This window comes from Parabacteroides leei, from assembly GCF_023369805.1.
Lineage (GTDB): Bacteria > Bacteroidota > Bacteroidia > Bacteroidales > Tannerellaceae > Parabacteroides > Parabacteroides leei.
In genome coordinates, this window is the sequence record NZ_JAMBQG010000031.1 from 1 (window position 1) to 14,853 (window position 14,853).

The following is a 14,853-nucleotide window of genomic DNA, read 5'->3' on the forward strand; positions in this document are numbered from 1 at the left end:
TATACTTGCAAAGAAGAATAGCATAGTAATTGTAAATCGCTTCTTCATAGACACACTTGTTTTAATTTAGATTAACTAGATATTTATGCTGTTTTTATTTTATCGACATAGTCTTAGAAGAACTATGACACTTTTTTGATATATAATAATATATATACCAAAACTGTTGATTATCACAATCTTACCATGTATATATATAACCCTAATTAAAAGTAGGGTATAAACTAAGTATCTTTTAATTGAAATATGATCCAGAATTTGATGCTTAGTTTATCGGTAAATTAGCTTTTCCTCTCTCAGAATAGCAGATAAAATCATTTTACCGATAGATTAATATTTTATATAACAATGCAAATATAAATGAAAATTATGAAATAAACAAGTCTTTCAGGAAATAATTTGATATTATTATCGACTGAGTAATAACATTTCACCACTTCCTATTCATTCTTATATATGCAATAAGACTTTCCCATCCGGGTGTGAATATATATTAAATGCTGATCGTTGCAAGGATCTCTTCTTTTTGAATGAACATAGTTCTTCTAAGACTTCTCCCTTTTTTTAAACGTTCAACCTCCCCTTTCGGCAGTATTTTTCGTAGTTCGTTTTTTTTTACGGATAATAAAAATAAATTATATTTGCAACGGACATTCCGTTCCTCAAAGTCTCCTCTCTGCAAATAATAAGCAACAATATATGGTATTCATTTCGACAGCATAGTAGCGTTGTGTCCCTATCACTTTAGTGACAAATCGGTGACACAATTGTCTTAAACAGGCTTATAGCATACCAGAACCGGTATTCGAACTTTTGTCGACAGAATAACATATCCATACCAAACACCTCTCCCATCAATTTTACAAAATCATAAACAACGCAAAAACAGCAAACTTTTTTTGATGAAAACAAGGTATCATTTAAAGCCTACAAACAATACCTGAAACATCAAACTGACAGAAAAAAGGTACTTAACGAGACTGCCAGCTATCTATTAAGCCTTAAATATCCAGAAAAGAGGATGTTAGCCTTTAAAAATAATTTTTTCGAGACTTTCGCCCACGAACTGGCCGACAATTCCGGGTGCAGTGAGGTTCTACCCGATCATCTGCGCATACAAACCAAGGGATGGGAACAATTCCTGATCGAAATGATGAACGCCGCACGCTTATCGGGCTACCTGGGCAAGATGACCATCAAACGACTTGCCCGCATATTGGTCTGCATCCTCGATACTAATTACGACCAGGCAGGGATGATCAACCGGCTTAAAAACAAAAATCCGCAGTATGAGGACATTTTCCAAACAATACAGCACTTATTATCAGCTCCTTGACACCCCAAAATACGGTTATACGGATTACCCTCCCCTGTTGTATGTTTGTAAATGAAAAGCGTAAACTCCTTTATGTCTTAATAAAGAGATAAGTCTTATTATATTAAAGAGAGCGTTCGAAAGATCATTCTGAGATCGTTCGGGAAATAAACAGCATGTGGAACCTAAATAAAAGACAATCATAAAACAGGAAAACACATTTCAACACCCCCTTCCTCCCCCCGTACCGGCATCGGAAGAGATGGAACTGGCCGTCATCATGGCCGTTATCGCCCAGAGCGGAGCCATTGCCGACGTGACACAACGCCTTTTGCCGGATATGTTCACCAACCCCTCCTACCGCCTGGTGTACCGTGCCATGACGGCCCTGTACGACCACGAAGCCGATATCGACATATTGAGTATCGAAGAGGAAATGCGCCTGCTCGACCCTACACGGGCTACGGAACTGAACGGGCTGGAATTTATTGCCGACCGGATGCTGACCGTTCGCAACGCAGCACATATCCGTACCTATGCCGCCTCGGTGATCCGCTGTTGGGTGTTGCGCCGCCTTTGTGCGGACATGCAGGAGCATACGTTGAAGGCGCACGACCCGGCAGTCGATGTGGTGTCGCTCCTGGGCGGCATCCACAAAGGGGTGCAGAAGCTGGAAGACTTTTTCGCCGTAAGCAGTACCACCCGCGAGGCAGGCGACGTGAGCCGGCAGGTACTGGCCGGACGTCCTTCGATGGGGAAAACGACACTACATTCATATCTGACAATAATTGAAACATTCACATCTGTCAAAAACCGAACAAAAAAACAAATTCAAAACATTTTCTTACTATACAGCCATCTTATTCAATATCTTCGGAAACTGTATGGCAAAAATAATCGTACAACAAATAGCTGCCGTCGCATCTGATATAGCCTCCGCCGAATAAACGCCGATCATCCCCATGAAACGTGGTAAGATCAGGGCCAGCGGGACAAGTAGAAAGACCTTACGAAGTAATGCGATAAAGATAGAAATCTTGGCCTGCCCAAGGGCAACGAACATATTCTGACAGGCACGTTGCAAACCGAAAATGGTCATTCCCGCTAAAAAGACAGGCATCACTTCCGTTACTGTTTGTATCAGTTCCTGGTCTGACGTAAAAGCAGAAGCGATAACCGACGGGAACAAGATCATCATCAACATCAAAATTAAGTTGAACAGAAACATAAAGATCATCGCTATCTTGAAACATTCCTTTACCCGCTTCTTGTTTCCATGTCCGTAATTATAACTCACTATGGGTACAAAACCCAAGGCAAACCCGGTAAGCGGCACACTTACAAAAAGCATGGAGCTCTGCATGACAGTCAATGCACTCACATAAATATCCCCAAACGTCTTAAGTGTCCCGTTCAGAACGAAACCGACCAGGCTTTCGGTACTTGCCATAATAAAAGGGGAAACGCCGAGTGCCAGTATAGCCCCGATCACCTTTTTATCCGGTTTCATATAATTGACTTCAAGCCGCAGGGAAGCACGGGAAGAAGTCAGGAACGACAATACCCAGATAGCAGTGGCGGCCTGCGAGATAATAGTGGCCAGGGCTGCACCTTTCACCCCCATATTGAATACAAAAATGAAAAGCGGATCGAGCAGGATATTGAGTATGGCACCAATCACCACCGACCACATCGCTATGGCAGGACGTCCCTGCGTATTGATAAAAGTATTCAAACCGACCGATATCTCGACAAACAAGGTACCGATAAGATAGATCGAAAGATAGTCTGTCGCATACCCCAGCGTTTGTTCGGATGCGCCGGTAAACAACAGTATCGGCTCCATGAATATATATGACAGACTGGATGTCAGGACGGTGAATAATAATAACAGGACAAAACCATTCCCGAGTATCCTTCCGGCCTGCTGACGATTCCCCTGCCCGAGTGCAATAGCAGCAAGCGGAGCACCTCCACCGGCCACGATAGCAGAAAAAGCGGAGATCAGGATAATAATAGAACCTGCCACACCGATACCGGCTAACGCCGGAGTTCCTATTCCGGGAATATGGCCGATATAAATGCGGTCTACTATATTATAAAGCAAATTGACCATCTGGGCAATTACCGCAGGAAGTGCCATCCGGAAAACAAGCGGCAACATCCTATCGGTACCCAGCCGCTCTTCGTATATATTATTCATGAATCAAATATACCGGACTTCCATTCCCCGAACGGCATCATTGATGTTGCCATTGTCATAAACCAGCTCTCCGTTCACGAATGTTTGGGAAACACTGTGATGGAACGTCGTTCCTTCAAAAGGCGACCAGCCGCATTTATACATTATATTTTCGGGAGCAACTGTCCAGCTCTTATCCGGATCGACCAGTACAAGGTCGGCATAATAACCCGGACGAATATATCCGCGACGGTCGATATGGAATAGTTCTGCCGGCATATGCGCCATCTTCTCCACCACCTTTTCATACGTAAAGCAACCTTCAGCTACCATTTCGAGCATAGCCACCAGTGAATGTTGTACCAACGGACCACCCGAAGCAGCTTTCAGGCAACTTCCCTCCTTCTCCGACAATAAATGCGGAGCATGATCGGTTGCCACGATATCGATCGTATTATTCTTAACGGCATCACGCAAAGCGATACGGTCGGCCAGCGTCTTGATGGAAGGGTTCCATTTGATCCGGTTACCGTACTTAGCATAATCGCCATCGTGAAACCAGAGATGGTGCACACATACCTCACCTGTAATTCTCTTTTCACTCAAAGGAATTGCGTTACTCAGCAATGTCAACTCTTTGGCGGTAGACAGATGGAGAATATGTAAACGTGAATTCAGGCGCGTTGCCAATTCTACCGCTTCCGAAGAGGATGCATAACAAGCCTCTTCGCTTCTGATCTTGCTATGGTAGGATATATCGAGATCCTCGCCAAACAGTCCGGTGTAATAGGTCAGGTTGCGTTTGATCACTTCCTCTTTTTCCGCATGGATGGCAATCAGCATATCCGCTTCGCCGAAGATACGTTCGAGACTTTCTTTTTTATCTACCAGCATATTTCCCGTTGAGGAACCGAGAAAGAGCTTCAATCCCGGTACACGGCTACGATCCAGTTTACGGATCTCATCCATGTTATCGTTCGTCCCTCCGAAGAAGAAAGAATAGTTGGCAGCCGAGGTTTCCGCACCTCGTTGTAACTTCCATTCCAGATCGGCGACGGTAGTTGTCTGCGGCTTGGTGTTGGGCATATCCATAAAGGTCGTTATACCACCGGCTACGGCGGCACGGCTTTCACTGGAGATGTCTCCCTTGTGCGTCAGGCCCGGTTCGCGGAAATGCACCTGGTCGTCGATAGCGCCCGGCAACAGAAGTTTTCCTTCGGCATCGATTACCTGTACGTTTCCTGTCGTTTCAGGAACAGTTCCTTCAACAACTTCGGCTATCTTATCTCCATCAATGAGGACTGATCCCTTAAACATGCGTCCCTCGTTAATGATGCAAGCGTTTTTTATCAGAATTTTATTCATATATTTTGTGTTTATTGTCACAAATGTACATGATTCTATTCAAAAACAATACAAGCCGGAGCGGTTATTCATAAGAATAAGCCTGAATTTCTACCGGACCGAGCAAACCGGACGATTGCAGAGGTGAGTCGGATTTCCAGGGATTCACGTTTGTCCAGGTTGCACGTTCTTTTTCAGGTAATGCATCATCGCCGATCAAACGATTCATCCAGTTATTCACCACTTCCACTTCGATCAGGTTTTCTCCTTTTTGCAGAAACTCCCCGACAGGCAGGCGGTAAGGCGTTGTCCAGACACCACCGGCATATTGTCCGTTGATCTTTACTTTCGCCATCACCATCACTTTTCCCAGATCCAGGTAAAGTGCTTTCTGGGGTAATTCATCCAGTGTGATCCGGTTGGTGTAGACTGCTTTTCCTGAGAAATAACGGATAGAAGGGTCGGCATGCATTGCCCAGTCCTGTAGTTCCGGGAAAGCAACAGTTCCTTCCGGTCCTCTTTTCCCCTTTTCAAAAGCGACTTGCCAGGGAGAAGTTATTGCGGCAAGTATCTCTTTACGCGGATAATTCCGGGCAGTCGTTTCCCCGGGAGCACCTTTCTTACGGAAAACAATAAATGAACTTTCATAACCATCCAGACGTATAGGGACAGTTGTAGCTCCACCGGAACAAGTAAACTCAGGCAGGCTACGTATCTCTGCCGTCAACGGATTCCAAAGTTCCGGTATTTTACCGGTCACACGGAAGGAAGGACTTATCTCAATCGGGTTTTCACTCTGGTTAGAAATGAAATAAATATCACCTGCCTGTGTCGCACGATGAATAAACAAAACAGGACTATCCGAAGCAACGCTTAAATCGGCTTTTATATCCAGAGCATCCAATACAGGCTGTAAAGAGGTGGACGGCATAAATAAACGTCCCTTTCCGATAGTACGCACTGGTTCCGTTTGGCTGCCCCAAAGTTCAGCAGCCAAAGATTTTACTTCCCGGTCGGCTGCCGGATAATTACTCAGGCTGGGAGAACAGGCAGGGGCAGGTCCCATGATGCAGGCTCCGGCCAACAACAACTCCTTTATCTTCCGTAGTACTTCCGGACGCATTGTTTCCAACCGAGGCAAAACAAGCAGACGATATTTCATTCCACCCGGTAAAACGATGTTGCCACCTTCCACTGTTGCACGTTCCAACAGAACTTCTCCATTGATATAGTCGAACGAATACCCTGTCGGGAGTTCCGGTGTACAAACGCCGGTCATCTTGGGAGCATCTTCTCCGATGAAATAGGCTACATCTGCTACATATTGGCCTTGTTGCAGCATGAAATTACATCTTTTCAGATATTCGATGAAAACATCCATCTGGCTGAACCAGGTATTCTTCCGGTTAAATTCGTTTCCGAACCAGGCATCCAATCCCGGTTCACGGTCTTCAAACGGCTGATGAATAAACAGATGCAATAAAGTACTGTTTATTCCTTCCGTAAAGAAACGGTCCCCACGTTGCTTCATCAGGTAAGGATAACGGCTGAAGGCTGGCCCACCGCTGGTAAACGACTCGGCCCAGATCCGTTTCTTCCCATAGATATGTCCGCAGGAAGAGGCAGCCCGGTTCTCGATATCTCCCAGCGAACCTTCACTCCAGAACTCTCCGGCTATCTCGTCAGACTGTCCGCCATATTGCAGGAATTCACCCGGGAATCCCCAATGCCCGTAATTCTCCAGCCAGGTTGTCAATCCGTATTGATGGCAAACATCTCGCAAGCCACCTACATAATCGTAAGAAACGCGGTCGGCCACCAACCGCCGCAAGTCCCATAGGAAACGGTCTGATATATCGGGACTTCCAACTACGACCCCATTCAAGGCCGGAAGGTAAGGAACCGGATCATATCCGTAGCGTTCTTTGAAAACAGCAATCATATCATCTGTCCAGTTTTGTCCTCCGGTTTCATAACTATCCTGTACTACGACTTTAAAACTTTTCCGGTCGGCTTCCGGGATACGTTTCAATATCTCGCCGATAAAGGCGTCGAAATGGAAAGCCACATGTTCCCGGCTCATCTTATCGATCTCAGGCCCGGTTGCTTCGGGAGCTGCCGGGGAGTTCGTTACACCTGTCGGCAGCATAACCATCCGGCGGATCACCCAGTCTCCTTCAGGTACTTCCCAGTCCAATACCCCTTCTCGGGCGAAAGCGGTCAAGTCTTTGATCGCCTCCGGAGAAACCAGTAAAGAAGCATCGTTCACAGCCGGCTGTTTCTCCCAGAGATAATCATCCCACATAGGCAGTGGGGTTTGGAACATCTTGGCCAACGACTTTTCTGGATAACGCTCTACCATCGAAGAAGAAGAAAGTGTCACTTCCCCTGCACCGTCTCCCTCGGCGGACATCTCCAGACGAAACTGCGAAGCGGTGATTTCCGGAAGAGAGATAACGACGGGAGCGTAAGGAATAAAGCCCACATTTAGAGCCGGATTACTCCGGTCGATGGTGAACTGCCGTACCAGTTTTTCCTGCCCTCCCTTTTTAACCCACAGTTTTGCGGTTGTTTTAAAAGGAGTGTTAGCCTGATAGATTAACGTACGTATAGTTTCTTCTCCATCGAAGATCAAGACGGAGGAAGTCTGCTGCCCGGACTTCTTATTTATGGTCCAACTCTTTTCCGTTACTGCCTTACCCGACGAAGGATAAGCGATAACGCATACATCCTGTTCGTCTTTTCCCACAGAGGGTAAAACCAGTTGCATACGCTTAGGCCCGGTTACAATCGTATCGGCAGAGGTAAGATAACGCATGGCTTGTGAACTTTTCACCCAAGGCCCCCCGGACTGGCTCCATCCCGGACTATTAAATATCCCTATCTCGATATCCAGCTCCGTGGCCTTCTTCAATGCCGCATGCAATATCTCCCACCACTCGGAACTTAACAATTTATTATCGCCATAATCAATGCCGTCTATACCGATGTTACCGATAAACGCACGGTTTATCCCGGCTACCTTCATCGCTTCCAGATCCCGTTCGACACCTTCTTTTGATATATTGTCTGAGATCCAGTACCAGTAAACACCGATCTGTGTGCTGTCGGGGATCGTACGGAAACCTTGTTCGATATCGGCAAAAGAAGCATAGTTCTCCGATATATCTCCTTTATTACAGGAAAGAAAACTCAGACAAGCCCCAATGGCAAGGGAGGATAGAAGTGTTATTTTCGTCATAGTCCATCAATTTACAGATAACAATAAACTCCGGAGAGCATTTATACAGACAAAAATAAACCTTATATCCTCCCTGACTGCTTATAAAAATGACAATATATCTTTCAATTCTGACATTGAGCCAAGGTCCTTGTCGCCGCATAGGTTACGGAGATACTTTGCCCCGGAGCATGACCGGATGGCACGATTATCTTCAGGTCATAATCGTTGATCTTCACAGAGAAAGAGGATTGTGTATGGGTAGGATCGGCAGCATCGATACGAATATTACCGTCTTTCTCTTCGATCTTGTAAATACCCGGTGTTTTTATTTCCAGCGACAGATCGACAGCCAGACAGATCGTCCCTTCTTCGTAAGCGGTAATATAATAATAACCAGGTATTGCCACAGCCTGTATAGAGGCATCGTTACGAAGTATACGGATATCTTCCGTGCGGAAAGAAGCCGTTCGTTCGGCGGAAGAAGCCGGCAGGACAAGGTATTGGTAAGAGGCCGGAGCCTGCTTTTGGTGACGAATATACAGAGATATCACCTCTCCTTCCACCGTCTGCGGCGTGTATGAACCCATAAAGTCAGCCCAGCGTCCGGAACGCTTTTCTGAGATTGCCACACAGTTCTCCGGTTGCATCAGGATATAACCAATGCTATCGTGGAAGAAACGCAACGCCTTTCCGCTGGCGGTAATCGTACCGTTCACCGGGTTCCAGCGGTTGTTCTCGAAGTAAGACAAATCTCCCCGCTTCTTCCGCTGATCGATGGAAGTTGTTATATTCAGCGTACTGTCCGACTGGATACCGGCTCCCAGGCATAACATGAAATCATCGGTAATCACCCACGATTTACGGGCGTTAAGGCCGTCACGGTTCAAGATCATAGCCGTCATACCTGTGCAGCCATCGGTAACGCCTCCGACAAAAGCCGTTTCATTACGAGTATGTGCACCATAGCTACGTGGAGACGGAACCGGTGCGTCACTCTCGTAAGAAGTTATACCCGGTATTTTACGCCAATCCCAGAAAGGGAAAACATTCATATATTCATCCCCGTTACGATAGATATAAGTGGCACCGTCGCCCATATAGAAACCTTTCAGATTGTCTTCGTTGACAAGCTCCGTCCCGATCACCCGCTCAGAAGCCATCTTTATGGAAGCCATCCACTTCGGTGCACGGTGAATGGTCTGGTCCGAGTCCCAGAAATGTTTCTGTCCGGTAAAGGCTGTTCCCCGGGGTTGTTGCGGAGGGAAATTATCGTCGAGGAAAGCTTGTAGCTTCCCTGCATCGGCAGGAGAACTTCCTCTCCGGAGCGAGTTTGCAGCATTCCCCATAGCAAGAGCCTTGTGGATGGGAGCATTATGGAACAACTGGCGGTCGAGCGCATTCACATCCATATAGCCACGCCAGATGATCCAGCGGTAACCTTCCGTCAGCAGGTTATTCAGGATAGATTGCTGTTCGGCATTCAAGGCAAATGATGTCCCGGCAAACAGTCCCGAATAGAAACTCATCTCCGAAAGATAGGCCAACCCATAGTTGCCGAATTGCTGCTGCGGCCCGTGCTGGTGGAAACTCCAGTCTCCCTTGATCCCCTCCTCGCGTCCGGTGGTTATTTCGGAAACGATCGTATCGCGGGCAGCCTTCACCAATTCATAATCGTCCAGCAAAAGCCCTTTCATCAATACGTTTCCGGCCAGCCATACTTTATTTTGTCCTGTCATACCGAAGCGTGCGTTGTCCATCACCTTGACAGCCTCCTTCTGTTCGGCTGGTGTCATCTGCGTACGAAGCAGGATAAAAGCCGGACCGAAAGTCTTGGGAATACCGATCTCATTATACCACCAGTTCTTACAGACCGGCTTCGTACGAAACCAATAATCGAGTGCCTGATGGATCACTGTCGAAAAACGGGGCGACCAGGTGCAGGATGGTCCTTCGGCATGATATAATTTAGCCAGTTCCAACACACGGTCGGCATGCTTCTTTGCATCCCATCCGCTACGTTTTGTATCCGCATAATTGATATCCGGCCAGGAGCCGTCTTCATTGATCTGTTCCATATAGCCTTTTATCTCCTCCATGTTGAAGGGATACCGCTGATGCAGTTCAATAACCACCTGGTCCGACATTTCCGTCTCAGGCGGAATACCTGCCAGGATACGGTTCAACAGGTCGGAATCATCGTTGGAGTCGATTAAAGATTGGATATAGTTTTGCCGGATATGTTCCAGCTCTTCACCGGATGTCTGCGAAAACACATTCACAGACAAAAACAAAAGTGCGGATAACAATAAGGTGTTTCTAAAGAGTTTCATGAGTATCCTCCTATTTCTTCTGCGGATACTTACGAAACAGGCTCCACCACTTCAGCTTAAGCACACCGAACAACGCCTCCCCGAAGATGGAAGAGTTCATTTTCGACGTTCCCAATACACGGTTAATGAAGATAATAGGTACTTCCACCAATTTGAAACCGCACTTATAAGCGGTAAACTTCATCTCGATCTGGAAAGCATATCCTTTAAAATGAATATGATCGAGATCAATCGTTTCAAGCACTTCGCGACGGTAACATTTGAAACCGGCTGTCGTATCCTGCACCTTCATCCCGGTAACGAAACGGACATATACAGATGCATAATAAGACATCAGAACGCGACCGAGCGGCCAGTTCACCACGTTTACGCCATTGCTGTAACGCGAACCGATAGCGACATCGCCTCCCTGCTCCGTGCAGGCAGCATATAATTTAGGAAGATCATTCGGGTTATGACTAAAGTCGGCATCCATTTCGAAGATGAAATCGTACTTATGTTCGATCGCCCATTTAAAACCACAGATGTAAGCAGTACCCAATCCCAACTTACCTTGTCTTTCCACCATAAAAAGACGTTCGGGAAATTCTTTCTGCAAACGCTTCACAATATCCGCCGTACCGTCGGGAGAACCATCATCTATAATCAAAATATGAAACTCTTTTTCCAACCCAAACACCGCACGGATAATATTCTCAACATTCTCTTTCTCGTTATAAGTAGGAATAATTACAATACTGTCTGACATATACGAATTATTTATGATCAACTATGAAGCACAAAACTACAAACTATTTGTCGATTATGCCCTAATTTTATTGAAATTTACGCTTGCAGGAGATAAATCCTTCTTAAAAGGCTTTGCTCCATCTCCATCCGAAGAAAAAAGAAACAAGGAAAAGGATACCGAATATCCGGAAATGGAGCGATACAAAATAAACCGTTACTAAGCGAGATTATTCAAGCTACTGTTGAAGGGATATAAATTTAATTTGAATGTGAAAAAAGTCTACTCCATCAGTATCCTTTATTTCGACCTCGGCGTGGGAACGGATTATATCTATCATGGTCAGAACCACTTCACCGGTGTGCATACCGGCGACTGTCTGCGTATCAACGCGCGCGATCGTGACGCTGTCATCACTCGCCTGCCGGCAGAAATCTTTCCGGAATATATCTTGATCCGCGTAAACGAATTCGACAAAGTGGCTACAACACCGCTCGACGAATGGATCACATACCTGAAAGACGGCACGATCCGTCCCGATACAACTACTCCATGTCGTCGAGTGAGCGCCATGCATACGATGAACATCTGAACGCGATCATGATCCAGAATGATGTCCTCGATACCGCCAAGTGGGAAGGACGGCTCGAAGGACTTGCCAAAGGCAAAGCCAAACAGCAGGCAACATGAAGCGTATGGGGATAAGTATATCCGATATCGGTAAGTGTACAGGATTGCCGGTAGAGGAGATAGAGAAGTTATAGAAAAATGTGAAACCTTTTCAATTAATAATTAATAATGAATAATTGGGCTTCGCGCTCGGATGTTAGAAATAATTGAGCTATTATAGCAGGATATGAGCTTATGTGCCCACCGGCTAACTGTCCTTAATAAGGCAGGCTTAGTTACAGGTTTATTTGCCGTCAGTTTTAACTGACGGATTAGTAAATGATCTATTTCATTGGACTTTAGTCCCATTTTAAACACACACTCTCTGTTAAGAGAAATGTGGCTAAAGCCAAAAAAGGATAAACAACTTGTAATCCGTCAGCTAAAGCAGACGGCAAATGAACCTGTAATGGCGAAGTCTCTTTGATAAGGGGATAGCTTCAATGATAGCCCAATTCTGACAATAACAGAAACATTCATCACCAATAAATTACTATCAACAACTTCATTCGATCATGACAAAACAAGAATTCATCCGTCTCTATCTCTCCGATGCTTCGGAGGCAGGCGGGAAATACCAGATCAACCCCATCGTTATCCTGACACAGGCCGCCATCGAATCGGGCTGGGGCGAAAGCGTACTCGCCAGGGAACATAACAACCTGTTCGCTCCAACGACAGTCGGCCGGCAGGCTTGCAAACAACTTATTCATCAACCAATAATCGGCTACCTGTACAAAATATATCTCTCATAAACATCCGGCGTAGTACACCTTGTCATCTGACCAGCTTATACCCGATCCCCCGGACATTCAGTATCTTGATCCGGGGGTCTTTTTCCAGTTTATGCCGGAGCTTCGTGACGAACACATGCAAGCTACGGGCATTGTAGAAGCTGTCGTTCCCCCAGAGTTCCAATAGGATATCCTTGGTGTTGACCGGAAGATTCCCGCTCTCGCAAAGCAACCGGAGCAACTCCGACTCCTTGAAGGAAAGCTCGACCGATTCACCGCCTGCCTCCAACGTCTGCGTAGACGGATAAAACGTGTACAACCCGATTTCGTGATACGCGACGGCGACAGGCTCAGCCTTGTTCTTGACGATCAATGCCTTCACCCGGACAATCAGTTCGCGCAGGCTGAAAGGCTTCCGCAGGTAGTCGTTCGCCCCCAATTCGAACCCTTGCACGATATCGTCTACCGACGAACGGGCACTGAGGAACAGGACAGGCACCTCCTTATCCATCCGGCGGATACGGCGCACCATCTCGAAACCATCCACCTCCGGCATCATCACGTCGGCAATAATCAGTGCCGGATGCTCTTTGAAATAATGCTCTATCCCATCCAGTCCGTCGCGGGCTACCGTTACTTCGTAGCCTTCCTCTTCCAATGCGTCTTTGACGATCATGGCTAGGGAGACTTCGTCTTCTACTAATAAAATATCCATAAGCTTGGGGTTATTGCGGTAATGTGATTATAAAACAGGAACCCTGGCCGGACACGCTCTCTACGGTGACCGTCCCGCCATGCTTCTCCACCATTGTCTTCACGTAAAAGAGTCCGATGCCGTAGCCCTTCACCTGCGAATGGCGGCTGGAAGGCAACCGGTAAAACTTATCGAAGAGATGCCGGCGGTACTCTTCAGGAATACCGGGGCCGTTGTCCTGCACACGCAGCTGTACCTTTCCTCCGGCAGCCTCCGCCCGTATCGTTATCTCCGGTTCCTTGTCCGCATATTTGACGGCATTATCCACCAGGTTGCTGATGATACTGTACAAATGTACACGGTCGGCTTTCAGAGTTATTTCCTCCGGGACAGACTCCACACGGATACGGAAAGGGCGTGACGACTTGATCTTCTGCTGTTCCAGTATCTTACCGATCAGGGCATTCAACGAAATATCCTCCATCACCAGGCGGATCTCTTTCCGTTTTTCCAGGCTAAGGGTCAGGATCTGTTCGACCATTCCGCCCAGCCGTTCCAGTTCCTCGTGGCAAAGGTGGAGGTATTTATCGGCCTTCTCCTTATTTCCCAGTAGGTTATAATGGATGATCGACTCGATGGCGGCATAGGATATGGCGATGGGTGTCTTCAACTCGTGCGTCACGTTATGGGTGAAGTCGTCTTTCAGTTGCTCCACCGTCTTCTGGTGGAGCAGGAACCAGATCATGTAGGCGAACGACAGCACCAGTATCAACAGGATCAGAAACGAAGAGACCAGGATACCCGTCATTCCCGCCAGCGAAGCCAGCCGGGTCGGTTCCACATAGACATAATAGGCTTTCGGATGATAGGTGGTATACTCCCAGGTATAACGGTCGTAATGCGCCGGGTTTTCCCCAGTGGGGACGGAAGAGGCGACCACCGTACTGTCGGCAAGAGACCGTATCTCCGTGAAATGGCGGAGGTGCAGGTTTTTCTCCCGGAGACCGGCGGTCAGCAAGCTGTCGAACTTCGCCAGGTCGACGGGAAAGATCGTATCGATCACCTCGTGGAGGCTGCGTTGCATCTGCAACCCCAGCTGGCCCAGCGAACTGAAATCGTCGCCTACCCTGACCTTGCCGCTTTCGAGTACTTTCTTCATCTCGGCATTCACTTCGGGCATAAGGGGGAGTCCGGCTTCTTTCTCGACGATCCGGACGGTCGCCGGTACCGAGTCCTTACTCCGGAAACGGGTAGTCAGGGCGATACCTCCCCGGTCGTCGGCCTGCGAAAAGGTCTCCCGACGCTTGTTCGCCAACCGGCTGATGGTGTCGGCACGGCTGAACAGTTCGATATGGTCGGCATTGCGGATCGCCTCGATGATATAGTCCCTGTTCTGCTGCTGGTGGGAATGGTACAGCCGGTTGATCCAGAACAACTGGTAGGCGAATATCCCGGATAACGACACGATCACCAGTGCAATGATATATTTCATGGATGATTTCATGCAAACAAATATAGGGATTCTCCGGCTTGCCGCCTGCCGCTTTAAACCAAAATAACACAGTTTCGGACGAATGTTATTTAGTCTTACCAAATGCAGGCGTTTTTTGGAACTGTTCAGGGCCCTTTCTACCT

The 14,853-nt window shown here is 47.0% G+C and carries 11 protein-coding genes and 1 pseudogene; 5 read left to right on the plus strand and 7 right to left on the minus strand.

The genetic code is table 11. The features are described 5' to 3' along the window. The first annotated feature begins 1,021 nt into the window (after window positions 1-1,021). Complete coding sequence (locus tag M1P97_RS25210) at window positions 1,022-1,336, plus strand: hypothetical protein (RefSeq protein WP_249390509.1); 315 nt, start codon at window positions 1,022-1,024, stop codon at window positions 1,334-1,336. Window positions 1,337-1,517: 181 nt separating this feature from the next. Continuing rightward, window positions 1,518-2,243 (plus strand): DnaB-like helicase N-terminal domain-containing protein, encoded by a 726-nt coding sequence (locus M1P97_RS25215; RefSeq protein WP_317243603.1) that lies wholly within the window; start codon window positions 1,518-1,520, stop codon window positions 2,241-2,243. On the opposite strand, the gene M1P97_RS25220 is transcribed toward M1P97_RS25215, so the two are convergent. The 5 genes from M1P97_RS25220 to M1P97_RS25240 all read right to left on the minus strand — a co-directional run bounded on the left by M1P97_RS25220 (window position 2,163) and on the right by M1P97_RS25240 (window position 11,142). Continuing rightward, window positions 2,163-3,518, minus strand: a complete 1,356-nt coding sequence (locus M1P97_RS25220; RefSeq protein WP_249390511.1) for an MATE family efflux transporter — start codon at window positions 3,516-3,518, stop codon at window positions 2,163-2,165. The two genes, M1P97_RS25215 and M1P97_RS25220, sit on opposite strands and share 81 nt — an antisense overlap. Before the next feature lie 3 nt (window positions 3,519-3,521). Further along, complete coding sequence (locus tag M1P97_RS25225) at window positions 3,522-4,862, minus strand: dihydroorotase (RefSeq protein ID WP_249390512.1); 1,341 nt, start codon at window positions 4,860-4,862, stop codon at window positions 3,522-3,524. A gap of 64 nt (window positions 4,863-4,926) precedes the next feature. Next, complete coding sequence (locus tag M1P97_RS25230) at window positions 4,927-8,082, minus strand: glycosyl hydrolase (RefSeq protein WP_249390513.1); 3,156 nt, start codon at window positions 8,080-8,082, stop codon at window positions 4,927-4,929. A gap of 104 nt (window positions 8,083-8,186) precedes the next feature. Continuing rightward, on the minus strand, window positions 8,187-10,394 hold the full coding sequence (locus M1P97_RS25235) for a polysaccharide lyase 8 family protein (protein WP_249390514.1): 2,208 nt from the start codon (window positions 10,392-10,394) through the stop codon (window positions 8,187-8,189). A gap of 10 nt (window positions 10,395-10,404) precedes the next feature. Continuing rightward, window positions 10,405-11,142 carry a polyprenol monophosphomannose synthase gene (locus M1P97_RS25240; RefSeq protein WP_129734095.1) on the minus strand — a complete coding sequence of 246 codons (738 nt, stop codon included), beginning with the start codon at window positions 11,140-11,142 and terminating at the stop codon, window positions 10,405-10,407. A 13-nt stretch (window positions 11,143-11,155) separates the two neighbouring features. On the opposite strand from M1P97_RS25240, the gene M1P97_RS25245 reads away from it, so the two are divergent. The 3 genes and pseudogenes from M1P97_RS25245 (at window position 11,156) to M1P97_RS25255 (ending at window position 12,545) form a co-directional block, all read left to right on the plus strand. Further along, window positions 11,156-11,344: a hypothetical protein gene (locus tag M1P97_RS25245; protein ID WP_249390515.1), complete on the plus strand. Its 189-nt coding sequence runs from the start codon at window positions 11,156-11,158 to the stop codon at window positions 11,342-11,344. Between the two features lie 48 nt (window positions 11,345-11,392). Beyond that, window positions 11,393-11,885: pseudogene (locus M1P97_RS25250) on the plus strand (hypothetical protein); the annotation flags it as partial. 420 nt (window positions 11,886-12,305) lie between these two features. Continuing rightward, complete coding sequence (locus M1P97_RS25255; protein ID WP_249390516.1) at window positions 12,306-12,545, plus strand: glucosaminidase domain-containing protein; 240 nt, start codon at window positions 12,306-12,308, stop codon at window positions 12,543-12,545. Window positions 12,546-12,567: 22 nt separating this feature from the next. Here M1P97_RS25255 and M1P97_RS25260 read toward each other — a convergent pair whose 3' ends face one another. Both M1P97_RS25260 and M1P97_RS25265 read right to left on the minus strand, forming a co-directional pair. Then, on the minus strand, window positions 12,568-13,239 hold the full coding sequence (locus M1P97_RS25260; RefSeq protein ID WP_195373494.1) for a response regulator transcription factor: 672 nt from the start codon (window positions 13,237-13,239) through the stop codon (window positions 12,568-12,570). A 10-nt stretch (window positions 13,240-13,249) separates the two neighbouring features. Further along, a complete protein-coding gene (locus M1P97_RS25265) occupies window positions 13,250-14,710 on the minus strand; it encodes a sensor histidine kinase (protein ID WP_249390517.1) in 1,461 nt (486 codons plus the stop codon). Window positions 14,711-14,853: the final 143 nt, after the last annotated feature.